General features: G+C 72.4%; 24 protein-coding genes. 8 read left to right on the plus strand and 16 right to left on the minus strand.

Annotated features, from left to right (window positions below; translation table 11 throughout):
* Nucleotides 1–45: 45 nt before the first annotated feature.
* Nucleotides 46–303 (minus strand): TM2 domain-containing protein, encoded by a 258-nt coding sequence (locus V5O40_RS00090; protein WP_332903497.1) that lies wholly within the window; start codon nucleotides 301–303, stop codon nucleotides 46–48.
* Between the two features lie 491 nt (nucleotides 304–794).
* Between V5O40_RS00090 and V5O40_RS00095 the strand changes: the two genes are divergently transcribed.
* The 4 genes from V5O40_RS00095 to V5O40_RS00110 all read left to right on the plus strand — a co-directional run bounded on the left by V5O40_RS00095 (nucleotide 795) and on the right by V5O40_RS00110 (nucleotide 5,453).
* Nucleotides 795–3,011, plus strand: coding sequence for a choice-of-anchor J domain-containing protein (locus V5O40_RS00095; protein ID WP_332903498.1), 2,217 nt, complete (start codon nucleotides 795–797; stop codon nucleotides 3,009–3,011).
* A 90-nt stretch (nucleotides 3,012–3,101) separates the two neighbouring features.
* Entirely contained in the window at nucleotides 3,102–3,536 is a 435-nt protein-coding gene (locus V5O40_RS00100) for a VOC family protein (protein WP_332903499.1), read from the plus strand.
* A gap of 155 nt (nucleotides 3,537–3,691) precedes the next feature.
* Nucleotides 3,692–4,540: a hypothetical protein gene (locus V5O40_RS00105; protein WP_332903500.1), complete on the plus strand. Its 849-nt coding sequence runs from the start codon at nucleotides 3,692–3,694 to the stop codon at nucleotides 4,538–4,540.
* A 130-nt stretch (nucleotides 4,541–4,670) separates the two neighbouring features.
* Complete coding sequence (locus V5O40_RS00110; protein WP_332903501.1) at nucleotides 4,671–5,453, plus strand: DivIVA domain-containing protein; 783 nt, start codon at nucleotides 4,671–4,673, stop codon at nucleotides 5,451–5,453.
* 133 nt (nucleotides 5,454–5,586) lie between these two features.
* On the opposite strand, the gene V5O40_RS00115 is transcribed toward V5O40_RS00110, so the two are convergent.
* Nucleotides 5,587–6,819: a multidrug effflux MFS transporter gene (locus tag V5O40_RS00115; protein WP_332903502.1), complete on the minus strand. Its 1,233-nt coding sequence runs from the start codon at nucleotides 6,817–6,819 to the stop codon at nucleotides 5,587–5,589.
* Nucleotides 6,820–6,925: 106 nt separating this feature from the next.
* Between V5O40_RS00115 and V5O40_RS00120 the strand changes: the two genes are divergently transcribed.
* Complete coding sequence (locus V5O40_RS00120) at nucleotides 6,926–7,369, plus strand: winged helix-turn-helix domain-containing protein (RefSeq protein WP_332903503.1); 444 nt, start codon at nucleotides 6,926–6,928, stop codon at nucleotides 7,367–7,369.
* 223 nt (nucleotides 7,370–7,592) lie between these two features.
* On the opposite strand, the gene V5O40_RS00125 is transcribed toward V5O40_RS00120, so the two are convergent.
* Nucleotides 7,593–8,717 (minus strand): hypothetical protein, encoded by a 1,125-nt coding sequence (locus V5O40_RS00125; protein WP_332903504.1) that lies wholly within the window; start codon nucleotides 8,715–8,717, stop codon nucleotides 7,593–7,595.
* A gap of 329 nt (nucleotides 8,718–9,046) precedes the next feature.
* Between V5O40_RS00125 and V5O40_RS00130 the strand changes: the two genes are divergently transcribed.
* A complete protein-coding gene (locus tag V5O40_RS00130) occupies nucleotides 9,047–9,697 on the plus strand; it encodes an RNA polymerase sigma factor (RefSeq protein ID WP_332903505.1) in 651 nt (216 codons plus the stop codon).
* Between the two features lie 59 nt (nucleotides 9,698–9,756).
* Nucleotides 9,757–10,527 (plus strand): hypothetical protein, encoded by a 771-nt coding sequence (locus V5O40_RS00135; protein ID WP_332903506.1) that lies wholly within the window; start codon nucleotides 9,757–9,759, stop codon nucleotides 10,525–10,527.
* Nucleotides 10,528–10,586: 59 nt separating this feature from the next.
* Here the strand turns inward: V5O40_RS00135 and V5O40_RS00140 are convergent, their stop codons facing one another.
* The 10 genes from V5O40_RS00140 to V5O40_RS00185 form a co-directional block, all read right to left on the minus strand.
* The gene (locus tag V5O40_RS00140) at nucleotides 10,587–10,871 is read right to left on the minus strand and encodes a putative quinol monooxygenase (protein WP_281566207.1); all 285 of its coding nucleotides are present in this window, start codon (nucleotides 10,869–10,871) and stop codon (nucleotides 10,587–10,589) included.
* 72 nt (nucleotides 10,872–10,943) lie between these two features.
* Nucleotides 10,944–11,702 carry a MerR family transcriptional regulator gene (locus V5O40_RS00145; protein WP_332903507.1) on the minus strand — a complete coding sequence of 253 codons (759 nt, stop codon included), beginning with the start codon at nucleotides 11,700–11,702 and terminating at the stop codon, nucleotides 10,944–10,946.
* 36 nt (nucleotides 11,703–11,738) lie between these two features.
* Nucleotides 11,739–14,063: a putative bifunctional diguanylate cyclase/phosphodiesterase gene (locus V5O40_RS00150; protein ID WP_332903508.1), complete on the minus strand. Its 2,325-nt coding sequence runs from the start codon at nucleotides 14,061–14,063 to the stop codon at nucleotides 11,739–11,741.
* Between the two features lie 593 nt (nucleotides 14,064–14,656).
* Nucleotides 14,657–16,144, minus strand: a complete 1,488-nt coding sequence (locus tag V5O40_RS00155; protein WP_332903509.1) for a hypothetical protein — start codon at nucleotides 16,142–16,144, stop codon at nucleotides 14,657–14,659.
* Between the two features lie 52 nt (nucleotides 16,145–16,196).
* A complete protein-coding gene (locus V5O40_RS00160) occupies nucleotides 16,197–17,339 on the minus strand; it encodes a hypothetical protein (protein ID WP_332903510.1) in 1,143 nt (380 codons plus the stop codon).
* A 52-nt stretch (nucleotides 17,340–17,391) separates the two neighbouring features.
* A complete protein-coding gene (locus tag V5O40_RS00165; protein ID WP_332903511.1) occupies nucleotides 17,392–17,628 on the minus strand; it encodes a zinc-ribbon domain-containing protein in 237 nt (78 codons plus the stop codon).
* A gap of 88 nt (nucleotides 17,629–17,716) precedes the next feature.
* Nucleotides 17,717–18,574, minus strand: a complete 858-nt coding sequence (locus V5O40_RS00170) for an SRPBCC family protein (RefSeq protein WP_332903512.1) — start codon at nucleotides 18,572–18,574, stop codon at nucleotides 17,717–17,719.
* A complete protein-coding gene (locus V5O40_RS00175) occupies nucleotides 18,567–19,124 on the minus strand; it encodes a winged helix-turn-helix domain-containing protein (protein WP_269739684.1) in 558 nt (185 codons plus the stop codon). Before V5O40_RS00175 ends, V5O40_RS00170 begins: the two co-directional genes overlap by 8 nt.
* Nucleotides 19,125–19,227: 103 nt before the next feature.
* The gene (locus tag V5O40_RS00180) at nucleotides 19,228–20,568 is read right to left on the minus strand and encodes a class I SAM-dependent methyltransferase (RefSeq protein ID WP_332903513.1); all 1,341 of its coding nucleotides are present in this window, start codon (nucleotides 20,566–20,568) and stop codon (nucleotides 19,228–19,230) included.
* A gap of 22 nt (nucleotides 20,569–20,590) precedes the next feature.
* Nucleotides 20,591–21,970, minus strand: coding sequence for an FAD-binding oxidoreductase (locus V5O40_RS00185; RefSeq protein ID WP_332903514.1), 1,380 nt, complete (start codon nucleotides 21,968–21,970; stop codon nucleotides 20,591–20,593).
* A 125-nt stretch (nucleotides 21,971–22,095) separates the two neighbouring features.
* Between V5O40_RS00185 and V5O40_RS00190 the strand changes: the two genes are divergently transcribed.
* Nucleotides 22,096–22,794, plus strand: a complete 699-nt coding sequence (locus V5O40_RS00190) for an RICIN domain-containing protein (RefSeq protein WP_332903515.1) — start codon at nucleotides 22,096–22,098, stop codon at nucleotides 22,792–22,794.
* Here the strand turns inward: V5O40_RS00190 and V5O40_RS00195 are convergent.
* The 3 genes from V5O40_RS00195 to V5O40_RS00205 are packed head-to-tail and all read right to left on the minus strand — an operon-like array spanning nucleotide 22,788 to nucleotide 26,662.
* Complete coding sequence (locus V5O40_RS00195; protein WP_332903516.1) at nucleotides 22,788–23,252, minus strand: hypothetical protein; 465 nt, start codon at nucleotides 23,250–23,252, stop codon at nucleotides 22,788–22,790. The genes V5O40_RS00190 and V5O40_RS00195 overlap by 7 nt on opposite strands.
* A 10-nt stretch (nucleotides 23,253–23,262) precedes the next feature.
* Nucleotides 23,263–25,215 (minus strand): vWA domain-containing protein, encoded by a 1,953-nt coding sequence (locus V5O40_RS00200; RefSeq protein WP_332903517.1) that lies wholly within the window; start codon nucleotides 25,213–25,215, stop codon nucleotides 23,263–23,265.
* A 1-nt stretch (nucleotide 25,216) separates the two neighbouring features.
* Nucleotides 25,217–26,662 (minus strand): magnesium chelatase, encoded by a 1,446-nt coding sequence (locus V5O40_RS00205; RefSeq protein WP_408631807.1) that lies wholly within the window; start codon nucleotides 26,660–26,662, stop codon nucleotides 25,217–25,219.
* Between the last annotated feature and the right edge of the window lie 68 nt (nucleotides 26,663–26,730).

The following is a 26,730-nucleotide window of genomic DNA, read 5'->3' on the forward strand; positions in this document are numbered from 1 at the left end:
AGCTCACGGGGCCGTTCACCGCTGCCGGGTGGCAGCCTCGGATGGTCAGCGGGTGCCCACGGCGAGCTGCGTGTTGACCTGACGTACCTGGCTCGGCAGCGTGAACAGGTCGATCAGGACGCCCACGCCGAGGAGGCCGAGGGTGAACAGGTAGAGCAGCCCCCGCCCGGTCTTGCCGAGGTAGAACTGGTGGCCGCCGAAGACGCCGAGCAGGAACCAGAACAGGTATGCGATACCGGTGTCCTTCTGGCGGACTTGCACGAGGATCGGCTGCTGTTGCGGAGAGACGGCGGGCTGCGACATGCGTTACTCCTGATCGATGAAGCGGGTCGGGTAGCTGCGATGCACGGTCGCCTCCGTGCCGACCGCGCTACACGCTCCGAGAAACGTCCTTCTGCTTGCCAGCTGGCAAGCAGTGCGGCAGAGGTTAGCGGGGAAGATCAACACCGTGACATCGGCCGTAGGTGCTACGTGAGCCCGCAGATTGGCTGGTCAGAACCTGCAGACCGGCTGGTCGGACTCAGCCAACTGGTGAGAGTCGGGCCTGCCCGCGGCTGACTGGTCCGGGTGCATTTCCGGCAACTGGCCACGGCACGCCCGAGGCGGCGCCTGCCTGTCTTTCGAACTGCGCAAAAGGTGGTCGATCGACTCGTTCTTGCTGATCGATGGCGGTAGAGGGTTGCCTGATCGGGGGCGACGTGCACAGGATACGGGGACGCTCGATCAGCGTGCGTAGATCCACCGGTGCCTGGGCCACCCCGGGCCGGGTGGTCTTCCACCTATGAGGAGGTTTCGTGGCACGACGCCGCTTCGCGGGGATAGCAGCCAGCGCCATCGTCCTACCGTTACTCGTCATCGCTCAGCCGGCTCCGGCCTCGGCCACCCCTGAGGCCGCGACCGTCAAGCCGGTGCCGGCACCGGCCACCGGGCTCGCCAGTGACGTCCGGGAGCTGACCCGCAAGGACTTCACCTTCAACGGGCAGCGTCTGGAGGCGCCGACCCAGTACCAGCCGCGTACCCAGGCCCGGTCGAAGGCCGCCGCGGCCGACACGCCGCCGGTCGGCACGGTCCGGCAGTGGCTGGCGCTTGACGACTACCAGGGCATCATCTACCTGAAGGACTACACGCTGCGCGGCGTGGGCGACAACATCGAGGTGTGGGTCGCCAACGACACGGAGTTCCCCGAGGGTGACTGCCGCCGGCAGATCCCGAACTCCACGGTGGTCACCGACGAGCAGGTCGCGGGCCTGGTCCACGAGTTCGACACCAACATGTACCCGAAGTCGACGGCCGCGTTCAGCACCCCGCCGGACCGCGACGGCAGCAACGCGCAGATCGACGGGGACTTCACCGGTGCCGGCAACCGGACGGTCACGCTCGTCGACAACGTACGCGACGACAACTTCTACGATTTCCCGGCCGCCCCCAGCTACATCGCCGGGTTCCACTTCTCGCTCTTCAACGAGCTGCTCGACCGCAACATCATGACGGTCGACGCGTTCGACTGGGCGCACCGCACCGGCGCGAACCCGCCGAACGAGCCGACCGACGACCTGTGCACCAGCCGGCCGGCCCGCCCGCAGCTGTACGAGGGCACGTTCATCCACGAGTGGCAGCACCTGGCGCACTACTACACCGACCCGTTCGAGACGACCTGGCTGAACGAGGGTCTCTCCGACTTCGTGCAGACGCTCGCCGGGTACGTCGACGCCACGGCCCGGGTCGACGAGCCCGGCACGGACAGCCACATCTACTGCTTCCAGGGCTTCGGCATCGTCCAGACGGACTACAACACGAATCCACGGGACTGTGGCGGCCCGGAGAACTCGATAAACCTGTGGAACGAGGGCAGCACGTCGAGTGGGGTGCTCGCCGACTACGGAAACGTCTACTCGTTCGTACTGTTCCTGTACGACCGCTACGGTCTGGACTTCATCTCTCGGCTGCACCGCGACGGTGAGCTTCAGGGCTTCGCCAGCCTTGAGGCGGCGCTGCAGGCCGAGGGCGTCAAGGACATGTACAAGGTGATCCACGACTACCAGACGATGAACCTGGTGGACCGGATCGTCGGCAACTCCAAGCTGGGCATCATGCTCGGCGTGGACAAGCGCCGGGTCACCACGGCCAGCCTCGACGCGACCGTGAACCTGGCCAACCCGGCCTCGTACGCGGCCGCTGGCGCGGCACCCAACGGCGCCGACTACGTCACCCTGCAGAAGGCCAACGGTAAGCCACTTGGCCTGGGCGACCTGCGGTCGATCAAGTTCCAGGGCGCGAAGACGCTGCCGCCGGTCCCGCTGGCCTGGCAGATCGTCAACGACGACCCGGATCGCAGCGGCAACCCGGTGCTGTGGTCCGGCAACGGCAACAGCCTGGACGTCGCGGCGGTCACCCCGGTGACCGTGCCGGCCGCCGACCCGACGCTGACCTTCCTGGCGAAGTACGGTGCCGAGGCCGGCTACGACTACGGCTACGTGAGCGTCTCCACCGACGGCGGCGAGACCTACACCGTCATCCCCGGTGAGGAGACGGTCGCCGGTCCGCTCGGCCCGGCGCTGAACGGCACCACCGACGGCTTCCAGCCGCACTCGTTCGACCTGTCCGCGTACGCCGGGCAGGACGTGCTGGTCAGCTTCCGGTACGTCAGCGACGGCGGTGTCAACGAGGGCGGTCTGCTGATCGACGACATCGCGGTCGGCGGCACGCTGGTCAGCGACGGTTCGAGCCTGGAGCCGTTCGACTCGCCGTCGGAGATCAACCCGACGCCGGTGGCGAACTGGAACGTCCGCTTCGTCGGCATCAACGAGAAGCTGAAGCTGGCCTACCAGGTGGAGGTCGACGGCAAGTCGAACTTCACCCTCGGTCTGATCCAGACGGCGCTGCTGTCCGCCTTCCCGAAGGTGGTCGCGATCGTCGCCTACGACGAGCCGACCGAGCAGGTCACGCAGTACGCCCCGTACACCCTCACGGTGAACAACGTGGCGCAGCCCGGCGGCGCTCCGCTGAGCTGACCTGAGCAGGAACTCCCGGTGCCGCCCGGCGCGGCACCGGGAGTTCTCTGTTTCGCCGAAGCTGTCGTAGCCGCACGTTAGGTTCCCACGATGGAGCAGCGACTCAGTCTGATCACGCTCGGCGTGACCGACCTGGCCCGGTCCCGCGACTTCTACCGGCAGCTCGGCTGGCAGGGCCAGGAGGTCGAGCAGACCGTGTTCTTCCAGGCCGGCGGGCTCGCCGTGGTGCTGTGGTCGCGCCAGTCGCTGGCCGAGGACGCCGGTGTCGCAGACCGGGGCGCGGGCGGGTTCACCGGGGTCGCGCTGGCCCACAACGTACGCGAGCGCGCCGAGGTGGATCAGCTGATGGTCGCCGCCGCCCGGGCCGGGGCCGTGGTCACCCAACCGGCCCGCGACACCTCCTACGGCGGGTACGCCGGCTACTTCACCGACCCGGACGGCCACCTCTGGGAGATCGCCTGGAATCCGGGCTTCCCGATCGCCGCGGACGGCACCATCACCGTCCCCGACTTCGGCGCGCCCTGACCCGCCTCCGCTGTGGCCGACGCGGGCCGACGTCCTGGAGAGCCCGCCGGGACCGGCCGCTGGGCCGGCTGGGCATCACAGCCGCCGGGGGACACCCCGACCAATCGGCCCGTGCCATGCTCTCCGCAACGCCTCATTGATTCGAGGGGGTCGATGTGGAGTTGCGGAAGACCCGTGGTCCGTTGGTGCTCGGTCTGTTCTTCTTCGTGACCGGCGTGTTCCTGCTGGGCTGCTTCGAGCTCAGCGTGCTGGGGTGGATCGTCGGCCTCATCGCCCTGCTGGTGGGTGGCGGGATCGTCTTCGCCGAACGCCGGCCGTTCACATTCAAGATCGGGCCGAACGGGCTGGCCGTCCGGGTGGCCGGGCTGAACCGGGCGGTGCCGTGGGCCGAGATCGACGCGATCATCCTCGACCAGCAGGTGCCGACGATCGGCGAGAAGCAGCCCATCCACTCCTGTCTGCTGCTGGTGCCGGCGGCGGGTTCGACGATCGACGGCCCGTTCGACGGGCAGAGCCCGACCGACGGGCGACGGGCGCTGGTCCTGCTCGACCTCGCCGACGTCAGCCAGTCGTTGGACGAGGTGGCGGTGGCTCTGGCCCGCTTCGCCGGGAGCCGGTTCGTCGACATCCGCCACCAGCGTTTCGCACGTTTCGAGTCGCCGGACTTCGCCGCCGTGCCCGGGGGTTACGACCAAACTCGGGTGAACGAGTTGATCCGACAGGGACGCGACGGGCTGCTCATCGACGAGTCGCTGCCGCGCTGGACAGCCAGGATGAGCTTCGAGCAGGCGCGGGCGGAGCTACCCACGAGCAAGTTGGGCTACGACCGCGCCGCCGTGGACTCGATGCTCGACGAACTCGCGGCCCTGATCGCCCGCTGGCCGGACCTGCACACCCGACCCGACCGGGGCAGCCCGCCCGACCAGAGCCACGAGTCCGACCAGGACAACCCACCCGGCCGGAGCAACCCATCCGGCCCAGAGCGGCCGGATCGGCCCACCTGACCAGAGCCGCCAGGTCACCGAGTCCCGGTTGATCGTCAGCGGTCGGTGGTGGCCGGTGCGGGCAGGGTCAGCGTCGGTTGCGTGGGCGTGCCATGCTCTGCACGGCCGCTCAGATGATCGAGGTGTCGCTGTGGAGCTGCGTAGGAATCGGCGTTCGCTGGCACTCGGGGTCCTGCTGCTCGCGCTCGGGGTGTCGCTGCCGCTGGGCAAGGACTCCCCCGGGACCGGTGTCTGGATCTTCGCCGGAGCCGCCCTGCTGACGGGTGGCTGGATCACCGCCCGGTCACTGCGGCCGTTCCGGTTCCGGATCGGCGCCGACGGGCTGGACCTGAGGGCCGCTGGGCTCAACCGGCTGGTCCCGTGGGCCGAGATCGGCGCGATAGTGCTGGATCAGCCAGCACGGGGAGCGGGCGCGGCACCACCCACCCCGTCGTTGCTGCTGGTCCCGGGCGTCGGATCGACCATCGACCGGCCACTCACCGGCCGCAACCCGGTCGACGGCCGGCCCGCTCTGGTCCTGCTCGACCTCGCCGACGTGCGGGAGTCGGCCGACGAGGTGGCCGCCGAGTTGACCCGGGTCAGCGGTGGTCGGTTCACCGATACCCGGCAGGACCGAACCGACGTCCGGCCAGGTGAGCGGGGCGTCTCCGAGCCGGTCTTCGACTCGGCGCTGCGCGGCTATGAGAAGCGGATGGTGGACGACCTGGTCGGGCGGGGCCTGGACGTGCTCGCGTCGGGGACGACAGCGCAGCGTCAGGCGGTCAGGGCGGAGTTGGATCCCACGACGCTCACCGTCGCGCTGCGCGGCTACGACATGGGGCAGGTAGACGCCTTCCTGGGGCGGCTCGCCGCCGCGCTCACCAATGAGCCGGAGCAGCCCGAACAGCCCCAACCGCAGCCGCGGCCCGAGTAGCGGCGCGACCCGAACCGCGTCGCGACCCGAACCGCCCGAGTAGCCACCGCAGACTGAGCAGCCGCAGCCGATGCGGCCCAACAGCCGGCGCAGCAGCCCAGCCCTACAGCCAGCGTTGCCGAGGTGGCCGGAGCTACCGCACGCGGGCGGGGCGGGCGAGGGTCAGCAGCATCAGCAGGGACGCGGCGGCCGCGGCGCTGAGCACCACTGCCATCGGCAGTGCGCTGCCCTCGCCGCCGAGTCCGACGAGTGGGGCGGCGCTTGCCGCGACCACGGCCTGGATGCCGCCGAGCAGCGCCGCGGCGGTGCCGGCGCGGGAGGCGTGTCGGTCCAGGGCGAGGGCGGTGCCGTTGGGCATCACCAGGCCGAGCGAGCCGAGGAAGACGAAGAGTGCGGCGACGACCAGGGGCAGGTTCTCCAGCGCCGCCCCGGTGAGCACGGCGAGGGCGGCGAGCAGACCGATACCGAGACCGCTGACCAGCAGTGGACGGGGGTCGTGGCGGTCCAGCAGGCGGGCGTTGAGCTGACCGACGGCGACGAAGGCGAGGGCGTTGGCGCCGAAGACCAGACTGAACGTGCCGGCGGAGAGGCCGAAGACGTCCTGGAGGACGAACGACGAACCGGACAGGTAGGCGAACAGGCCGGCGAAGGCGAGACCCTGGGTCAGCGCGTACCCGAGGTAGATGCGGTCGGTGAGCAGCGTGCGCCCGGCGGCGGCGGTCGCGGCCAGGCCACCGGCGTTGCGTCGGGTGGCGGGCAGGGTCTCCGGCAGCCGCAGCGCGACGGCGGTGGCCAGCAGGGCACCGACCAGGGCGAGGGCGACGAAGATGGTGCGCCAGTCGCCGACGTTGAGCACCAGGCTGCCGAGGGCGGGAGCGACCATCGGCGCGATGCCGAAGATCAGGACGAGTCGGGAGAAGTACTTCGCGGCGGCTCGGCCGGAGTACAGGTCACGCACCACCGCCCGGGCGACGACCGTGCCCATGCCGCCGGCGAAGCCCTGTGCGAAGCGGGCCACCGCGAGCGTCTCCGCCGTCGGCGCGAGGGCGCAGACCAGCGACAACAGGGTGTACGCGGCGACGCCGACCAGCACCGGGCGGCGCCGGCCCCAGCGGTCGCTGAGCGGGCCGGTGACGAGTTGACCGAGCGCCATGCCGATCAGGCAGGTGGTCAGGGAGAGCTGGATCTGTGCCTGGCTGGCGGCCAGGTCGCGGGTCATCCCGGGAAACGCCGGCAGGTAGGTGTCCAGCGACAGCGGGCCGATCGCGGTGAGCGAGCCGAGCAGCACCAGCAGCCCGAGCGCGGCGCGGCCGGTGGGTGGGGTGATCCGCTCCGGCGGGCGTACGGGCACGTCGGTCTGCGGCATCGGTTCCCCTCGGCGGTCGGCGCCACCACGGCGTGGCCGGCTGCCGGGGGCGTCCGGCTACGATAGCTCTGTCTACAGAGGTGTTGCAGCGTGAAGGGGCGGCACTGTGACCGACGAGACGCTCGACCAGCTCGGCAGCGCCCTCAGCGACCTGCATCGGGTGCTCCGCCGTCGGGCCCTGCAGCGGACCGGCCGGGCCGCCCTGCCGGACGCGCAGGTCGAGGTGCTGCGGCTGGTGCAGCGCCAGCCCGGGATCAGCGTCCGGGAGGCCGCCGCGCGGCTGGGCACCGCCGCGAACACGGTGAGCACCCTGGTCGGCGAGCTGACCACCGCCGGCCTGCTGCGCCGGGACCGGGATCCGGCCGACCGGCGTACCGTCCGGTTGGCGTTGACCGAGGTGGCGTACGAACGCATCGCCGCCTACGGGCGGTACCGCCGCGAACTGCTCGCCGCCGCCCTGGCCGACCTCGACGCGACCGACCGGGAGCGGCTGCGCGCCGCCGTGCCCGCCCTGTCCCGCCTGGCCGACCGCGCCGCCGAGCTGCCCTGAGCGACGCTGCCCGCGCCCGCCCGCTCGTAGCGCGACCTGACCGCCTTCGGCAGCTCGACATCGACACCCGGCGCCTTCAGTAGAACCGCACCCTCACCCCGTGCGGCACGCGAGCAACTTCGGGGATAGTGCGGCCTCGCACCCGGCACCACCCAGCAACTTCGGGGATAGTGCGGCCTCTCCCAGCGTTGTGCGGAGGGGCACCGGGTGATGGGTGGGTGGGTCAGGTCCAGACGGTGCGGCGTACGCCGCCGTGCAGGCCGCAGGCCCGGGGGCTGCCGCCGGCCAGACTGACCTTGCCGTTCTCGCACTGCACCAGGTAGCCGCGTCCGTCCCAGAAGCCGGGCACGCAGTCGAAGTGCTCGCACACCTCACGCGCGGGTTCGCGGACCCGTTTCCCGCCGCAGAAGTCGTACCCCATCGGGTTTTCGGGGGCGCCGCAGCGCCGCTCGGGTTTCGGGCTGACCTTGGCGGAGCCGGTGGCGCGCGGGGTCGTCGCGGAGGCGGCGCGGGGGCTCGTCGCGGTGCCGGTCGCGGCCGGCGCTCCGGGGGCGGCCACCGCGGTCTCGGTGCTGGTCGGGTCGGACGGGCCGGAGTTGGCCAGGGCCACCGGCACCATCACGGCGAGCGCGGCGGCGACCACTGCGGTACGTCGGCCGCCGGGGACGAGGGCCAACAGTCGCGCCTGCCCGGGGGTGGCGATGCCGGGGCGGGACGGACGCAACCGGGCGTGCTCGTCGATCAGGTCGTCGAGCTGGTCGATGACCGCCTGGCGCTGCTCGATGGCGTCGGCGAAGGCCAGGGTGAGCACGAACCGGAACTCGGCCGCCACGTCGGGGCGCAGCAGCACGCCGGAGGTCCGCCGCCGGTCCAGCACCTGGATCAGGGTGACCGAGGCGTGCGGATCGTGGGCCAGACCGGTCATCCGGCCGTACGCCCAGTCGCGCCGGCCCCGCCCACCGAGCAGCACCAGCCGCCGGTTGGTGATCACCGCCATGCCGGCGTCGGTGATCCGTACCCCGTCGGGCAGGCGCCGGCGCAGCCGACCGGTGGGCGTGCCCACGGTCAGGTCGGGGGCGGGCAGCACGGCGTCGTGCCGCATCTCCACCAGTTGGGCGGCCGGCACCACCCGGAGTACGACCTCGTCGGGGGCCAGTTCGAGCGGCAGGCCGTCGCCGGCCGCGGCCGAGCCCTGACACTGCTCGGCGAGCGTACGCAGGCGGCGCAGTTCGTCGTCGCGTCGTCGCCAGCCTCCCTCGGCGCTGCGGAACAGCCGCAGCCGGCGCTCGTTCTGCCGGCGCGCCCACCGGTACCGCCATGTCGAACCCGTCGAATCAGTCCTCGCCACGCCGAACTCCTTCGCCGTGCATGCCACCAACCGCAGGCCACCAGATGGGGTGTCACAGTGTTAACGGCTGCGGGCACCACCCTGGACACGGCCAGAAGTGGTCGAATTAGCCGATCGGCGCATCAAAACGGACGAGATGGTGGTTTACCCTGCGCCGTTCGCCTTCCCTCCGGTGGGCTGTGACGCAACTGGCCACCGGTACGCCAATCAGTCGTACGGGCAGACGACAGGGCTGCCGCCCGATGGCGGGTGGCACGTGATGGCGAATCTGGTGACGAGGTGCTGGCGATACCGGAAGTGGCGGTCAGGTCGGTGGAGTCCAGCCGGCGGTGGCGGTGACCAGCGGCACCGGCGACCACACCGACTCGGACCTCGCCGCGCTGGTACGAGCCGCGCAGGATGGCGACGAGGATGCGTTCCGGCTGCTGTACCGGCAGGTGCAGCCCGGCCTGCTGCGCTATCTGCGGGGCATGGTCGGCGCCGACGCCGAGGACGTCGCCTCGGAGGCGTGGTTACAGATCACCCGCGACCTGCGCCGATTCCGTGACGAAGGGGCCGGGTTCCGGGCCTGGACCGCCGGGATCGCCCGGCACCGGGCGCTGGATCACCTACGCCGCCAGGGACGGCGGCCCGCGGCGACGGTGTCCGTCGACACGCTCATCGACCTGCCTGCCGGTCAGGACACCGCCGACCAGGCCGTCCAGGCCGCCGCGACCCGCGCGGCGATCGAGTTGATCGCCACGCTGCCAAGCGACCAGGCCGAGGCGATCCTGCTCCGGGTGGTGGTCGGACTCGACGCCCGGGCCACCGCCCAGGTGCTGGGCAAGCGTCCCGGCGCGGTGCGTACCGCCGCCTGGCGGGGTCTGCGTCGGCTGGCCGCGCGCCTCGACCCGCAGACCGGACGGGACGGCGCCATCGCGCACGAGCCGGGATTACGCCCGCCCACGCCCACGATGCGTCGACTTGCGGCGGGTGAGTGACGCAAATGATCCGGAACGACGCCAGGGAAGACGAGATGAGCAAACCGTCGCCTCGCCGCATGGACAGGAAGACCGCGGATCGGCTGCTGGACGCCGACCCGGTCGCCCTGAGCCAGGCCGGTCCGCTCGCCGCACCGCTACGCGCGGCACGCGGGCCGGCACGACACGACGAGATGGCTGGGGAGCATCTGGCGGTGGCCGCGTTTAGGGCTGCCGCCGATCTCGCCCCCGAACCTCGACCACGGAGAGAATCGATGCTCAGGATCACGCTGGCGAAGCTGCTCACCGTCAAGGCCGCGACCGTCGTCGCCGCCACCGGGGTCGGTGGCGTGGCGCTGGCCGCCGGTACCGGCGCGCTACCCAACCCGCTGGTCGACCCGACGACACGGCCGGCGACCCAGGCTCCGGCAGCACCGACCGCCACCCCGTCGCTCCCGGCCGGACCGGCTGACCGGGCCGACGTGAGCGACAGTCCGTCGCCCTCGCTGACGGGCCTGTGCCAGGCGTACACGGCCGGTGCCGCCACCAACCCGGGCAAGGCGTTGGAGAACCCGGCCTTCGCCGAACTGGTCGAGGCGGCCGGCGGTGCCGGACAGGTCGACGAGTACTGCGCCGACGCCGCGTCGAAGGACCGCGCTCGCCCCACGGGCGCACCGAGCGGTGCCGGGCGGCCGGCCACCCGCCCCACCCCGAACCCGCGTGGCGCCACCCCGACCAGCCGCCCCGGCGCGGCCCCCACAAAGCGGCCCGGTGGCGTCCCGACCGTGACCGCTCCCGGTTTACCTGACGGGAGCGTTCCGGCCGCGACGCCCCGCACCCCCGGCCGCTGACCGCGGGGCCGGGCGGGTTCTCCCCGACCCGTCCGGCCCCGCGCCCGCCGCGACGGCGATCAGGGGGATTCGACCGTGCTGACCAGGAACTTGTGGACCTCGGCCTCGACGATCGCCACCCGCTGCTCCGGCTCCGGGCCGGAACCACGGAAGTCGAGCATCTGCTCCTCGGACTCCCACCGCTCGTATACGTTGATCCGACCCGGTTCCACCAGGTCGGGACTGATGGCGAAACCGAGGCAACCGGGTGCCTCGCGCGCCTGGCGGACGATCTCCGCGCAGGTGGCGAGGTAGGCGTCCCGCCCAGCCGGGTCGACCTGTAGCGTGCCGGCGACGATCAGCAAGGCAAACCTCCGAAGATCGGGAGAGCGGACGCCAGTCATACTCTCCCGATCCGCCATCGGCCGCACGCCCGATCAGGCGCGGGTGATCGCGTTGGCGTGGATCGCCTCGGCCAGGTACTCCGTGAGCCCGGGAGCCATCGCCTCATAGTGGGCGGTGAAGCGTTCGTCGGCCAGGTACAGGTCGGCCAGCCCGGTGTGGATCTCGTACGAGCACTCGTAGAACCACCGGCTGATCTGCTGCCGGTGCTCCTCGGCCAGCTCCATGGCCGCCGGCCCGTCGGCCGGTGCGCCCGAGTCCATCAGCGCCACGATCCGCCGCCCCCAGTCCTCGGTCTCGGCCTTGAGCCGCTGCCAGTGCTCCTTGCGGTAGCTCGACGTCCGCCGGTTCGACTCCCGGTACGCCTCGGTGCCGCCCCACCGCTGCTCCGCCTCCTCGGCGTGCGCGTCCGGATCGAAGTCGCCGAAGACCTCGAACCGCTCCTGCGGGGTCAGTTGGATGTTCATCTTGCTCGCCTCCATCGCGAATTCGATCGCCGCGACCATCTCCTGCAGGCGCTTGATCCGCACCGTCAGCAGCTCGTGCTGGCGACGCAGGTGCGCTCCCGGGCCGCTCGCCGGGTCGTCGAGGATCACGGCGATCTCGTCCAACGGGAACCCCAGCTCGCGGTAGTACCGGATCAGCTGCAACCGCTCCAGGTCCGCCGCGGAGTAGCGGCGGTATCCCGAGCCGCTGCGCCCGCTCGGCGTCAGCAGGCCGATCTCGTCGTAGTGGTGCAGCGTCCGGACCGTCACGCCGGCGAGCTTCGCCACCTGACCAACCGTGTGGGCCATGGTTCCCCCTTTCCGGAACCACGGTCCCGCCTGCCGTTACGTGAGGGTCAAGCCCGATTCTGCGACGCCGGACACACCTGGCGGGTCGCAGTTCACCAGGACCGTACGCAGCTCGGCCAGGCCGGCCGGCCGGCCGTAGCGGTAGCCCTGTCCCTGCGCGCAACCGATCGCGGCCACCGCCTCGTGCTGCCGCTCGGTCTCCACCCCCTCGGCCACCACACCCAGGTCGAACGCGCCGGCCAGCCGGGTCACCATCTCCACCGTCGCGTACGCCCGGGTGTCCTCGGGGATCCGGGCCACGAACGAACGGTCGATCTTCAACTCGGTCGCCGGGATCCGATGCAGGTAACTCAGCGACGAGTACCCGGTACCGAAGTCGTCGATGGCGATCCGGATGCCCAGCTCGCGCAGCTGCCCCAGCCGGTCCAGCACCGCGTCGCTGCCCTCGATCAGCGCCGACTCGGTCAGCTCCAGGGTCAGCGCCCGGGGTGCCAGCCCGGCACCCGCGGTGGCCTTGGTGACCGTGGCGATCAGGTCGGGCCGGCGCAGGTGCGACGCGGCGATGTTCACCGCCACCGTCGCGGACGGCACGGTCTCCTGCCAGGTGGCCGCCGCCCGGCACGCCTCGTGGATGACCCACCTGTCGATCGGCAGGATCAGCCCGGTCTCCTCGGCCAGCGGCAGGAAGCGGGCCGGGCTGAGCATGCCCAGCCGGGGGTGACGCCACCGCACCAGCGCCTCCGCGCTGCGTACCGCCCCGGTGGCCAGGTCCACGATCGGTTGGAACTCCAGGTGCAGTTGCTCCTCGTCGACGGCCCGCCGCAGGTCGGCGATCAGCTCGGCCCGGCTCACCGCCGACTCCCGCAACCCCTGCGTGCACCGCCGGTACGCGGACTTGCCGGCCGCCTTCGCCGCGTACATGGCGATGTCGGCGTCGCGCAGCAGATCCGTGTGGGAGATGTGCTGCGGCCCGTACTCGGCGATGCCGATGCTCGCCGACGGGTGCACCCCGACCAGTTCCTCTCCCGGAGACGGTTGCAGCGCCCTCAGCAGCCGCTCGGCCAGCCGCTCCGGCGCCAACGGTCGCCCGTCGGTGACCAGCACCGCGAACTCGTCCCCACCGATCCGGGCGATCAGTCCGTCGTCGCCGACCGCCCGGCGCATCCGGCGGGACAGACCGGACAGCAGCGTGTCGCCGGTGGTGTGCCCGAACCGGTCGTTCACCTGCTTGAACCCGTCCAGGTCCAACAACAGCACGGCGACCCGGTTGGTGCCGCGCAGCGCACCACGCAGCCGCCGGATGAAGGCCAGCCGGTTCGGCAGCCCGGTGAGCTGGTCGACGTAGGCGAGCTTGCGTAGCTGCCTCACCAGGCGCAGGTTCTCGTTGGCCGCCAGCCCCTGCCGCAGCGCGAGCGTGGCCAGCAACGCCATCACCGCCAGGAAGATCGGCAACGGGGTGTGGCCGCTGGCGTCGCGGGCCAGCATCGTCGCCACGATCGCTCCGCCCACCGGCAGGTAGGGCAGCACCACCCGCCACCACGGCGGCAACGGCGCCTCGCCGGCCTCCTCGTCGGTGCCGTGGTCCCGGGGCGGGGGCATCCGGGTCGCCGCCACGATCAGCAGGTAGCTCAACGGCCAGAGCACGTCGATCGGAGTGCCGGGCTGGTAGGTGCCGGCGGCCACCCACGACACATAGACCGTGTCGGCCACCGCCCGAACCGTCAGGCTCGCGCCGAGCAGCGCCAGCGGCCGCCACACCGGCCGGCTCGGACCGACCACCGCGATCAGGATGGTCAGCTGCATCAGGTCGAACATCGGGTACAGCAGGCCGGCCGTCCGCAGTGGCTCGTCCAGGTCGGCCAGGCTGACGTTGCGGAAGATCAGCAGCCAGCCGATCGGAATCAGCGCCAGTCCGACGATCACCCCGTCGAGCAGCGTCCGGGCCCGACCCACCCTGGTACGCGGCGCGGTGACCGAGCAGAACAACGCGGCGGTGCCGGTGACCAGGCTGGCCGCGAAGATCAACCCGATGGGCAGGGTGTGCGGCAGGCTCTCACCGAGCAGCCGCTGCGATGTCCACAGTGCCCGCCCGGCCAGCGACATCGCCATGGTGGCGGCCAGCAGCAGCCAGAACCGGCGTACCGCCGGATGCCGGCGGGACGCCGCGGCGCAGGCGATGGCGGCCCAGCCCGCCACGGTGAGCGCGCCCAGATCGCTCACCAACGCGCCGGCGGGCAGCCCGAGCATCAGCCACAGCGCCTCGAACGCGACGACGACACCGGCACCGACCAGCCCCACCCGGCCCACCCGGCCCGTTCCGGGCGAGCGCGCGGCGGCCCGCTCGACGTCCTTCCGCGACACAGCGATCGCTCCGGCTCTCTCTCGTGCGTACACCCTCGACGGTGAGGTCCGGCCCTGGCAAACCCCGAAAGCCTAGCCACGCCCGCCGCCACCCCGCCAGATCCACCGGTACGCAAGTACCCGGCCTGACGGCTCCGGCATGCGGCGACGCGGGCAGCGACCCCCTCTCGGTCGCCCCGTGGCGCCCTGTCGCGCCGGCCGCACCCGCACCGACGGGACGACGCCCCCCGGGCCGGGCCTCCCGCCGCACCACGCCGCACCACGTCCCACCGCGATGCGACTGTGACCCTGTGTGACCACGGCGACGAGTCGCTGAACGTGACCACCGGGCCCGCCACCGACAATTCCGCATTCCACCTTTGCTCTGCTTACCTATACGCAACCCCACGTTGAACAGGCCTTATCGGGATGGCGCGGCGTTCGCCGCACTCACTCAGCGCAACCTGTGCGTACAGGTAAGCAGAGCAAAGCGTCCGAAGGGGATGGTGGCCATGCCGGGGATGATTACTGTCGGCGGTCCCGGCGGTCGGCGATCCGGCTCGGCGACGGGTGGGGTTGTCAGGGCGGGTGTTCCGTAGGGCGGACGCTCGTGCTCACGCCCATTGTTCGTCGGGCGCCGCCGTTGCGGACGCGGGTGGACCGCCGTGAGTCCACGGCGTCTCATCCGGTGTGGGGAACGCCGCGCCCGGGACGTAGGCGTCGCTGAGCGTGGTGTAGCAGAGTCGCTCCCCCACCTCCGGCACGCTGCCCGGACTGGCCGTCAGACCGCGCCCCATCCCGCCGGACAGCTCCAGCACCACCTCGGTCTTGCCGTCGGCGGTCGGGGTGACGAACACCAGCCGCGCCTTCTGCCCGGGACGGGACGGGCTGGTCAGGGTCGCGCCGACCGGCGCCAGCACCGGGTCGGTGGTCAGCAGCTGGATGCGCGGGCGCAGCACCGGCCGGCGGCCACTGTCGTCGACCCGGGTCGGGTCGGCCAGCAGCACCTCACCGACGAACGCCTCCCCGGTCAGCCGGTACTCCGCCATCACCAGCGGATCGTCGTAGGCACGCTGCACCGCGTAGGTCGCGGCGGCCCGCTCCAGGCGGTGCAGCCGGGCGGCGGCGGCCACCGCACCGTCCCGGCGCGGCTGCGGCGCACCGTCGGCGTCGAGATGGTCGGCGTGGGCGGTGAAGGCGTCCCGGTCGCCGTCCCACCGCCCGGCCACCCGGGCGCCGGGCGGCAGGGCGCGCAGCAACCCCAGGCCACGCCACATCAGCTCCCAGGTGGGCGTGAGCTGGTCCCGCAACAGCCGCTCCAGCTCCGCGTACGCCTCGACGCGCGTCGCCTCGTCGGCGGCGGCGTACGCCTCGATGGCCGGCGCCAGCAGCCGGTTGTCGAACTCCGGATCGGTGGCCGGGCCGGCCGGCGGGCAGGTCGACGGGTCCTCGGCGCGGGCGGCCGCCTCGGCTCCGGACAGTCCGGCCGGCGGGGCGATCCAGCCCAGCAGCGCCGGCAGGTGCAGATCCTCCACCGCGCTCTGACCGGTCGCCCAGTGCAGCGTCAACGCCTGCGTCATCGCCACCAGCGTCGACGAGCCGGGATGCTCGGCCCGCTCGGCGAAGAAGGTCAGCCAGCGGCCCAGCAGCGGCACCTGCGGCGGCACCGGATGATCGCCGTCGACCCGACGGAACCGGGTGGACCGACCGAGCAGCCGCAGGAACGTCACCCCTGCCGGGTTGGGCACCAGCAGCTGCGGTGCGTCGAGGTAGCGGTACCGGACGTCCCGGCCCCGGTCCACGGCGACCGCCTCGTTCGCCGTGCGATGCCCGTCCACATAGGGGAGCACGGTCGCGGCCAGCTCGGCGGCGAACGCGAACCGTTGGTCCCGGTTGCGCGGCTGCGGCACGATCAGCAGCCGCCCGTCGCCGGGCGCCGAGCCGACCATCGCGGCGAGCGGCGCGTTCGCCTCCCCCGCCATCGCCAACGGCACCAGCACCAGGGGCCGCCTCGACAGGTGCAGATGCCGGACGGTGGCCACCGGTTGGGCCAGCCCGGCGGCAACCGCCTGCGCCGCCGCCAGCGCCCGCAACGTGCTCATGTCGGCGCTCCGCCGCGCCGGGTGCCGGCCGGAGACTGTCCGACGCGCCCCCTCATGCGGTGGCCAGGGCGTCGGCGCGCAGGCGGGCCGCGGTCCGCAGCAGCGCGGCGGCCTCCGCCCGCTCGGGGTCGGTGACGGTCTCCCCACCGGCGAGTGCCAGCACCTCGTCGATGTCGGCGATCCCGCCCAGCGCCTCGCGGACCGGGCGACCGAGCGCGCCGGTCTGCCCCCGCGCCTCGTGCCGGCAGAAATACGCCAGCTCGCAACTGGCCAGGCAGTCGGGCGCGTACCGGGCCGGCACCCGGGCCAGCGAACCGGCCAGGGTCGCCGGATCGGCGACGGGATCGGCGGTGAAGTCGGCCGGTACCTCGGCCAGCAGTGTGTCGAGCCGGTCCATCCGGTCCAGTTGCCGGCGGACCACCAGCAGTTGCCGGCGGACGTCGAGCAGATGCGCGACGGGCGCGTTGCTGAAGTCCCGGGGGCAGACCAGCACCACCTCGTGCGACACCAGGTGCGGGTCGTGACCTCGGGCGGTGAGCAGCTCCCGCAGGGCCAGCACGTAGACGGCGGACTGCACCGCCGCGGCGGCCAGCTTCGCCGGGTCGGCCTGGCCGTCGATCACCGGAAACGACTTGATCTCGACCACGTGAAACCGGCCGCCCAGCTGGGCGGCCACCAGGTCGGGTTCCAGATGCACCCGCTGCCCGGCGACCACCAGGCCCAGCATCGGGTGGTCGAACAGCGCCGCCGGCTCGCCGGCGGGCGACGGTTCTTCCGCACCGGCCGGCTCGTCGGGGCGGGATCCGGTGGGCGGCAGCGCCTCGGTGAGCAGGGTCGCCGAGCGGCGGGCCCGGTCGGCGTGGTCGTCGCCGTCGCCGAGATCCGTCCAGCGGGCTGCCGCCGGCACCGGTACGCCCAGCCGCTCCGCGACCAGTCGCAGCAGTTCGGCGCCGCCGTCGGCCTTCACCTGCGCCTCGAAGGTGTTGCCCCGGGTGATGGCGAACCGGGACTGCCCGAACCGGGCGGGAAAGCCGACCCGCTCGGCCAGTGCCGGTTTGTCCACCCCGGCGCCGTCGAGGACGGCCCGCCGGGTGCAGCCCGGGTTGCCGGTCAACGCCGCGAGAGTCCGGGCGTTGTGTCGTTTCGCCGGCGCGTCACCCCGGATCGCGGCCAGTCGCTGCTCGGTACCCGTCACGACAGGCCACGATAGCCGCGTCCGCGAACTCCGGCCCGTCGCGGCCAGCTTGTCAGGCGGCCAGCAGGTGCTCGGCCTCGGCCCGGCTGACCGGGTACTCGGCGGCGCAGAAGGTGCACTGCTGGAGGTGGCGGGTACGCACCGGGATCAGCGGGATGAAGAAGAGACTGAATTTCGTCGAGCGACGGGTGAGCACCTGGGCGGCCCGCTGCCCGCAGTGGGGACAGACCTGCTGCACCACCGCCGACCGGGTGACCTTGGTCCGGAGTCCGAAGATGAGGAACACCACCGGCCACTACCCCGTCGTGCGCCGGTTGATGCGTCGCCGGGTGCGGGCGGTCACCGGGGTGTCCGGTGGCCGCCCGCGCCGGTACGGCTCAGCCGGCCGTGGCCGAGGTCTCCTCGGGCAGCCAGATCGGCTGCCAGTCGGGCACCTCGTGGAAGCGGCGCAGCTCGGCCAGCCCGGAGACCGACCCGGCCCAGGCGGCGTACGGCGGGTTCTGCTCGTCGAAGCCGCTCTGCACGAAGGTCAGCCTCGTCTTCCCCTCGGACTCGGTCAGCTCCCAACTGGTGATGCCGGGCGCTCCCCAGTCGACGGACATCTTCCGGCCGGGCTCCAGATCGACCACCTTGGCGGCGAAGCCGCTGTCGAAGCCGCCCATGGCGTACCGGCCACCGACCCAGGGTTCGATCCCGATCGGGTAGCCGAACCAGGCGCTGACCTGCTCGGAGTCGGTCAGGGACTCCCACACCTTGTCGGCCGGCGCGGCGATGACCAGCTCGCCACGGAAGTCGGTGCCGGTGAAGTCCACCTTCGGCAGCAGCGGCTGGCCGGCCAGGTGGGACTCCAGGTTGGCTACCGAGAGCGCCCAGTAGGTCTGCAGCACGCCCCGGATGCTGGTGCCGTTGATCACGTCGTTGAAGTCGAAGTGGGTCTGCGACAGCCGCAGCACGGTGGCGTCCGACCCCTCCGCGCTCAGGGTGATCTCGGTGGTGGTCTCCACCCCGTCGAGCAGCCAGGCGAAGCGCAGCCGGTCGTCGTCGGCGTGCAGCACCCGCTGATGTGGAGCGTCACCCTCAGGCGTGTAGCGGCCCCAGAACTCGTACCGCTCGGGCAGCTCGACCTCGGCGTGCTCGGCCAGCCAGACGCGCAGCTCGGCAGGGTCGGTCAGGGCCCGGCGCACCCGCGCGATCGGTGCGGCGAGGCGGACGGCGAGGGTCATCGGTTCAGTCACGGTCGGTCCCCTTCGGGTAGCAGGCCACGGCGAGCTTGAAGGCATCTCCCTCGGCGCCGCCGTAGCGGGTGAACAGCTCCTGCAGCGCGGACTGCAGGTCGTGCAGGAACTCCTGCCGGCGTTCGGCCGGCACGCGGATCTCGCCGGAGACGCCGATCGACGGCAGCTCCGGTGCCGTGCGGTCCAGGGCGGCGACGTCGGCCTGGACCTCCTCCATCAGGTCCAGCAGGTAGCCCAGGCTCAGTTCGTCGCGGGCCCGGCGCAGCCCGATCCGGCCGACCAGACGCGGTGAGAGCCAGTACGACCGGGCAGCGGCCTGGTAGATCCCCTCGGTGATGCCGCGGACCTTGCGCCTGTCGACCTGCTCGACCAGCCCGGCCGCGACGAGTTGCTTGACGTGGTAGTAGACGCGCTGGGGCGTCTGCTCCAGCCGGGCGGCCACCTCGGTGCAGGTGCGTGGCTCGGCCAGCTGCCGCAGGATCTCGACGCGCTGCGGCTTCAGCAGCACCTCGGCCTGCTCGATCTGCTCCAGGTACAGGACATCTCTCATGGCAAAATCAGTTTGTACGTAAAAAACTTCCTTGTCAATGGGATCGAGAAAGGCCGCGCCGGCAACTTCCGGCGCGGCCTCGCTCAGTCGTCCGGCGCGACGGTCAGGGCAACCAGTCCGGGCGCAGCGGATAGCCGTTGACCGCGTCCGGGCCGTTGCGGGTCGCCACCACCTGATGCAGCTGGATGCCGTTGCGCTCGAACGCCAGCCGTGAGCCGGCCATGTAGAGCCCCCACACCCGGGCCGTGCCCGCGCCCACCTCGGCGACGCAGAAGTCCCAGTGCTCCACCAGGTTGCGGCACCAGGCGGCCAGGGTCAGCGCGTAGTGCTGGCGCAGGTTCTCCTCGTGGTGCACCTCCAACCCGGCATCGTGGATCTCACTGATCACCCGCCCCGGGCCGGCCAGCTCGCCGTCCGGGAAGACGTACCGGTCGATGAACGCGCCGGACCGGTGCGGTGCCCGGTTGTCCGCCCGGGTGATGCAGTGGTTGAGCAGCCGGGCCCCCGGGCGCAGCCGGTCCCGCAGGAACCCGAAGTAGGCCGGATAGTTGCGGACCCCGATGTGCTCGGTCAGGCCGATCGAGGAGACCGCGTCGAACTGTTCCCGCGGCGCGTCGCGGTAGTCCAGGTGCCGCACCTGCGCCAGGCCGGTCAGCCCTTCCCGCTCGATCGCCGCCTGCGCCCACTGCGCCTGCGCCCGCGACAGCGTCACGCCGAGCGCCTTGACGCCGTACTCGCGGGCCGCGTGCCGGACCATGCCACCCCAGCCGCAGCCCACATCCAGCAGCCGCATGCCCGGCCGCAGCGCGAGCTTGCCGGCGACCAGGTCGTACTTGTTCGCCTGTGCCTGCTCCAGCGTGTCGTCGGGGCTGCGGTACACCGCGCAGGTGTAGGTCATCGACGGGCCGAGCACCCGCTCGTAGAAGGCGTTCGACACGTCGTAGTGGTGCGAGATGGCGCTGCTGTCGCGGAACCGCGAGTGCCGGAGGCCACCCACGATCCGCTTCCAGCGGGGCCGGGCCTCCTGCGGCGGAGCGGGCGGTGGCAGCAGCCGCTCCCAGCCCAGCTCGCGTACCAGCGCCAACCCGTCGGCCAGCGCCGGTGCCCGCATCCGCACCCCGGCGAGCACCCGCAACGCGTCGTACGGGTCGCCCGGGTGGACTCCCTCGATGGCGAGATCGCCGCTGACGTAGGCACGTGCCATGCCCAGGTCACCCGGTGCGGTGAGCAGATATGACAGCCCTCGCTCGGAGCGGATCGACAGGGTGATCCCGGCGTCGGCCGGGCCGAGTGCGCTGCCGTCGTACGCGGTGACGCGTACCGGCAGGGGACCCGAGGTCACCGCCCGGACGATGTCCGCCACGGTCGACCCACGCCGCCGGCCCCCGGGGGGCGGCGGGGCGGGAGCGCCTGCCGCTCCCTGACTCCGGTCGGTGAGACTCATGCCGGTACTCCGCTTCGTTCACTCATGCTCGCGCTACCGCCTTTTCGTACAGTCCGGTCAGCCGATGCTCCGGGTCGTACCGGTCCCGCACGGCGCGCCACGTCCCGCCGCCGTAGAGCCGGTCGAACGAGTCCCGGTCGTAGTACGCGTCGGAGTAGAGCGACTTGTGCCCGCCCGCCTCCGACACCGCGTGCTCGATCTTCCGGTTGACGTCGCCGTCGGCAGCGCCCGCCGCGATCGGCACGCTCCCCCAGAACCCGATGTTGACGTAGTCCTGCCCCGGCCGGAGCGGATACAGCGGCCAGGACCGGGCCGATCCCGGGCCGGCCGGCTCGCGCAGCCGCAGCGGGCACAACCACACCGGCGTCATCCCGACGTTCACGGCGAACCAGTGCAGGAACTCGGCGGTGCGCTCCAGTGGGATCTCCACGTCCTGCACGACCCGCTCCCGGGCCGGCTGGCCACGCCACCTGTCGATCCGGGCCGCGACCCGGTGCCGGTGCTCCAGCCGCACGATGCGGTGGTAGACGTCGCTGCGTCGCCACCGTGCCGGCCACAACCGCCGCACCACCGGGTGCTGCGCGCCGAAGGCCGCCGAACACCAGAACCAGTCGGTGTCCCAGCGCCACAGGTAGTCGTGGACGGTCAGCGCGTCGTGCGGGCGCTGGCGCAGCGAGCGGTAGTAGATCTCCTGCCCGGTGTAGTCGGAGACGCCCGGCACGTCGTCGGTGAAGCTGCCCAGCACCAGGTACGCCTCGCCGGGGCTGAACATCACCCCGTCCATCGCGTCGACGCTCGCGCCGGCCCAGTGGCGGGTGGCGGTGATCTCGCCGATCGCCTCGGTCAACGCGGTCAGGTTGGTGAACCGCAGGTTGCGCAGGGCCACGTACCGACGGACCGGTTGCAGCTCGATCCGCAGCCGGGTGGCGTACCCGAGACTGCCGAGCGAGTTGGGAAAGGCCGCGTACAGGTCGGCGTGTGTGCCGTCGGGCCGGGCGGTGACCACCTCACCGGTGCCGGTGAGCACGTCCAGTTCGGTCACCGACTCGTGTGGCAGTCCGTTGCGGAACGAGGTCGACTCGATGCCCAGCCCGGTCACCGCCCCGCCGAGGGTGATGGTGCGCAGCTGCGGCACCACCAGCGGCATCAGGCCGTGCGGCAGGGTCGCGGCGACCAGCCGTTCGTAGGTGCACATGCCCTGCACGTCCGCGGTGCGGGCGACCGGGTCGACGCCCAGCACCCCGCCGAGCCCGCTGACGTCCAGACCGGAGGCGGGGGCGCTGCGCGGACGGAACAGGTTGGAGGTGCGCTTGGCCAACCGCACCGGCTGGCCGGGTGGCACCGCCGCGTACGACCGTCGCAGCTGGTCCACCGCCAGGTCATGATCACGCACGGCGTGCATGGGATCACTTTACGCGTCACGCGCCCTCCTGGCGGGATGTCCGTCGGAGGCGTTTCTCGCTCGGCTCGGGGCCGGGCGACGGGGGTGGCTGGCCAGCGGCCCGGGCGGTGGGACAGGATGCCGGCATGTCGCACACCGATGGGTCGGGCAGCGTATACGGCACCCGCCGAGCCGGACCACCCCGCGATCCACTGCTCGTCACGGCGCTCGGGTTGGGGCTGGTCGGCGTACTGGTGGGGGTGCTGTTCGCCACCGGCGTGCTCGGCGGCGGCGAGCCGGCGCCGGCACCGACGGTGGCCGGTCCCGGCCCGAGCACGGCGCGGCCCAGCCCGGCCGAGAGCGAACCGGAGCCCAGCCCGTCGACGTCCGAACCGTCAGCCACGCCGAGCCCCAGCCGGGACCCGGACGCGGTCGTCGGACCGAGAGTGCTCCGTGGCGTCGGCTCGGGTCTCTGCCTCGGCCTCGACGGTGGCGGTGAGAAGGCCCCCGCCAAGCTCGCCGACTGCAGCGGCGGACCGGAGCAGCAGTGGGTGGTCAACGCCTTCGGCCCGGACACGGTGACGCTGACCAACGCCGCCCACAACCAGTGCCTCGACGTCGAGGGCGGCAGCGGCGACGACGGCGCCCGGTTGCAGCAGTTCGGCTGCCACGGCGAAGGCAACCAGCAGTGGCGGCTGCAACGGGTCGACGGCGGCGCGGTCGTGCTGGCGGCCGTGCACAGCGGCAAGTGCGCCCAGGCCCGCGACGGCGGCGCCGCGGCCGGCACCGACATCGTCCAGGCCCCCTGCGACGGCAACCCGGCCCAGCGCTGGACGCTTCAGTAGCCGCGCAGCGCCCGTAGCTCGTTCAGGTGTCGGGGTAGGTGCACGCGGGCGTGCAGGTCGATCGTGCGGCCCCAGGGCAGCGGCTCGTCGACGACGAGTTCGAAACCTTCGCGCAGGTGTGTCTCGACCGGAGTGTCCGCCGCCGGACCGAGCCGGGCCACCAGCCCGACCAGCCGGTCACTGGTGGCTCGCAGCCGGGCGGCGAGGCCGTCGAGGCCGCCGCACTCCGCGGCCAGTTCGTCCAGTTCCGGCCGGTGGATCTCGTCCAGGTCGTAGAAGGCGTACGGCGCGCCGGCCAGCACCGCCTCGGTGGCCTCGCGCATCAACTCGTCGCTGGCGACCAGGTGGGCCACGATCTGCTCGGCGCTGTACCGGTCGGGCGGGGGCGGCCCGAACCCGCCCGCGTCGACCTCGGTAAGCACCGCGTCGTACGCCCGCCGCAGCCCGTCGACCTCCACCCGGCCGAGCCTAGCGGCGGCCCCGGCGAGCCCGCAGGTAGTCGCTGACCACGTACTCGCCGAGGTCGTCGGTGTCGGGGGTGAACACCCGCCCGCCGCTGCGTCGGGCCACCGCGTCGACGAAGCGGCGCAGGCCGGGATCATCACCCAGCATGAACAGGTTCAGGGTCGCCCCGTAGCGGCCGAGCCGGTCCACCTCGCGCACCGTCGCCTCGATCGTCTCCGGTGACGACGGCCAGGCGAACAGCGCCTCACCGTCGTCCGGGTCCAGGTGGGCGGTCGGTTCCCCGTCGGTGACCACCAGCACCACCGGTTCCGCGTCCGGATGACGCCGCAGATGCCGGCCGGCCAGCCGCAACGCGTGCTGCAGGTTGGTCCCCTGCATCATGTCCGGCTCGACGGCAGCCAGCTCCTGCTGGGTGAGCGTCTCCGCCCGCCGGCCGAACCCGATGATCTGCAACGCGTCCTGCGGAAACCGGGTGGCCATCAGGTGCGCCAGGGCCAGCCCGGTCTGCTTCATCGGCCCCCACCGCCCCTGCGAGATCATCGAGTACGACAGGTCGACGCAGAGCGCCACCGCCGCCGACGCCCGCCGTTCGGTCTCGATGACCTCGAAGTCCTCGACGGCCAGTTGCACCGGCACCCCGGGGCCGGCCCGGCGGACCGCCCGGGTCAGGGTCCGCACCACGTCCAGCGGCTGCTCGTCGCCGTACTCCCAGGGGCGCGACGCCCCGGTCACCTCGCCGGCCGCCCCGGCGGAGCGCAGGTCGTGCTGGCCGCGCGGGCCGGCGGTCAGCTCGGCGAAGACCTGTCGCAGCGCGGTGCCGCCGAGCCGGCGCAGCGCCTTCGGGCTCAGCGTCAGGCCGTCGGCGTCCCGGGTCACCCACCCCTGCCGGCGCAGCTCCCGCTCCAGCTCCCGCAGCCGGCGTACGTCGTCGGCCGCGTCGCGGCCCAGCGTCCGGGCGACCGCGTCGACGTCGATGTCGTCGAGGGTCGCCCCGGGGTGCGCCTGACCCAACTGGTCGAGCAGGTCGTCCAGTTCGGCGATCTCGTCGAGCGCCCCGGTCGCCTCGCCGTAGCCCAGCGGCTGACCGCCCTGCATCCGCTCGCCCCGACCCCAGCGCAGGTCGGGCCGCAACGCCCGCAGGTTCCCCTCCAGCGCGGCCAGCTCGCCGGCGAGGCGGTCGCCGAGGGACTCGCGCATCAGCCCGGCGAGTTCCTCCCGCTGCCGCTGCGACAGCGAGTTCATCAACCGCTGCCCGGCCGCCGACCGGCGCGCCAGGATGTCGATCAGCTCGTCGACGTCGCGGGGACGTTCCGGGAAGAAGTCGCCGTGCCGGCGCATGAACTCGGCGAACGCGTCGGTGGTGTCCTCGGCCCGGGCGTGCCGGGCCAGCAGGGCGTTGAGGTCCCGCACCATCTCGGCGACCTGCTCCTGCACCGCCGGGTCACCGGCCAGCCGGGCCGAGTCGCGCAGCCCGGCGAAGCGCTGGCCGAGCACGTCGTCGCGCAGCCCGTCGAGGATCCGCTGGTAGGTCTGCCGGGCCTCGTCGCTGGCCCACCGGTAGTCGGACAGGTCCCGCACCGCCTGTGCGGTCGAGCGGGGCAGGTTCTCCAGCATCGTCTCGGCGAACCGGGCCGCCTCGTCGTCGCGCCGGGCCAACTCGTCCCGCTCGGCGGCCAGTGCCTGATCGAGCAGCGCCCGCGCCCGGGTCACCGCACCGTCGAGTTCGCCACGGCGCAGCGCCTCGCGGCGCAGCCGGCGGGCGCGGGCGGTCAGCCCGTCCAGCCCGCCACGCCCCTGCGGGCCCCGGCGCAGCAGATCCCGCAGCGCGTCGCGGAGGCTGCCGCCGGCCAGCACCTCCGCGCCGACCTGGTCGACCGCGGCCTGCACGTCGTACGGCGGCGCGAGCGGATCGGGGCCGCCACGCCACTGCCCGTACCGGAACCGGTTGCCGGTCATCTCAGTCCCGTCCGCCGTAGCGGGTCCGCCCGGCGTCGGTGACGTCCTTGCCCAGCCGCCGGTTCAGATGCAGCCCTTCGAGGACGAACTCGACGGCCGCCGCGGCCTGCCCGGTGCTCGGCGCGTCGCCGATGCCGAGCCGGTCGAGCACCTTGGCCAGCCCCGGCACCGTGCCCACCTGACGCAGCAGCTCAGCCGCCGACACCAGCTCGCCGGTCTCGACCGCCTGCCCGTCCTCGACCAGCGCGGTGAAGCCGGACAGGTCCAGCCCGGCCAGCCGGGCCCGGAACGTCTCGGCGGTGGCGGTCCGCAGCAGGTGGCCGAGCAGCTCGATCTCCCGGCCCTCCTCGCCGCTCTCGAACTCCACCTTGCCGCGCAGCGTCGACGTCACCGACACCGCGTCACCCACCCGCGCCACCGCCTCGGCCGACGGCAGCTCCGGGTCGGCACCGAGCAGGCACGCCCGGCGCAGCGCGGCGGCGGCGACGGTCTCCGCGGCGGCGATGGCGAACCGGGCGGAGACGCCGGAACGCGGGTCCACCGACGGCGACTCGCGTACCGCCCGGGCGAACCGGGCCAGCACCTCCAGCACGTGCTCCGGCACCTCGGCGACCAGGTCGGCCTCCTGCCGGATCAGGGACAGTTCGAGCTCCAGGTCGGTCGGGTAGTGGGTGCGGATCTCCGCGCCGAAGCGGTCCTTGAGCGGGGTGATGATCCGACCCCGGTTGGTGTAGTCCTCCGGGTTGGCGCTGGCCACCAGCAGCAGGTCCAGCGGCAGTCGCAGCTGGTAGCCGCGTACCTGGATGTCCCGCTCCTCCAGCACGTTGAGCAGCGCCACCTGGATCCGCTCGGCCAGGTCGGGCAGCTCGTTCACCGCGAAGATGCCCCGGTTGGTACGCGGCACCAGCCCGAAGTGGATGGTCTCGGGGTCGCCGAGCGTACGTCCCTGGGCCAGCCGGACCGGGTCCACGTCGCCGATCAGGTCGCCCACGCTGGTGTCCGGGGTGGCCAGCTTCTCGCCGTAGCGCATCGAGCGGTGCAGCCAGCCGACCGGCAGATCGTCGCCGGCCTCGGCGACCAGCGCCCGCGACGCCGGGGTGACCGGGTGCAGCGGGTGCTCGTTGAGCACCGAGCCGGCGATCACCGGCGTCCACTCGTCCAGCAGCGTCACCAGCGACCGGATCAGCCGGGTCTTGCCCTGGCCCCGCTCGCCGAGCAGCACCATGTCGTGCCCGGCGAGCAACGCCCGCTCCACCTCCGGCAGCACGGTGTCGTCGTACCCGACGATGCCGGCGAACCGCGGCGCGCCGTCGCGCATCCGGGCCCGCAGGTTGTCGCGGAGTTCCTGTTTGACGGTGCGGTAGCGGTGCCCGGCGGCGCGCAGCGCGCCGAGCGTGGCGGGCAGGTCGGCCGGTGGGAGCGGCGGAACAGACGAAGACTCACTCACCCCGCCCACGCTAGCGCGCACCTGCCGCCGTCAGCTTGGCTCGATCATGAATTGTGGGTGGGCCGGTG

The organism is Micromonospora palythoicola, from assembly GCF_036689795.1.
Classification (GTDB): Bacteria; Actinomycetota; Actinomycetes; order Mycobacteriales; family Micromonosporaceae; genus Micromonospora; species Micromonospora palythoicola.

Coding starts and splice junctions, on each gene's coding strand:
- V5O40_RS00135 (WP_332903506.1), top strand. CDS start 9,757: ATGGACAGGAAGACCGCGGATCGGCTGCTGGACGCCGACCCGGTCGCC.
- V5O40_RS00185 (WP_332903514.1), bottom strand. CDS start 21,970: ATGCACGCCGTGCGTGATCATGACCTGGCGGTGGACCAGCTGCGACGG.
- V5O40_RS00180 (WP_332903513.1), bottom strand. CDS start 20,568: ATGAGTCTCACCGACCGGAGTCAGGGAGCGGCAGGCGCTCCCGCCCCG.
- V5O40_RS00115 (WP_332903502.1), bottom strand. CDS start 6,819: ATGCCGCAGACCGACGTGCCCGTACGCCCGCCGGAGCGGATCACCCCA.
- V5O40_RS00145 (WP_332903507.1), bottom strand. CDS start 11,702: ATGGCCCACACGGTTGGTCAGGTGGCGAAGCTCGCCGGCGTGACGGTC.
- V5O40_RS00200 (WP_332903517.1), bottom strand. CDS start 25,215: ATGACCGGCAACCGGTTCCGGTACGGGCAGTGGCGTGGCGGCCCCGAT.
- V5O40_RS00155 (WP_332903509.1), bottom strand. CDS start 16,144: ATGAGCACGTTGCGGGCGCTGGCGGCGGCGCAGGCGGTTGCCGCCGGG.
- V5O40_RS00090 (WP_332903497.1), bottom strand. CDS start 303: ATGTCGCAGCCCGCCGTCTCTCCGCAACAGCAGCCGATCCTCGTGCAA.
- V5O40_RS00100 (WP_332903499.1), top strand. CDS start 3,102: ATGGAGCAGCGACTCAGTCTGATCACGCTCGGCGTGACCGACCTGGCC.
- V5O40_RS00175 (WP_269739684.1), bottom strand. CDS start 19,124: ATGAGAGATGTCCTGTACCTGGAGCAGATCGAGCAGGCCGAGGTGCTG.
- V5O40_RS00190 (WP_332903515.1), top strand. CDS start 22,096: ATGTCGCACACCGATGGGTCGGGCAGCGTATACGGCACCCGCCGAGCC.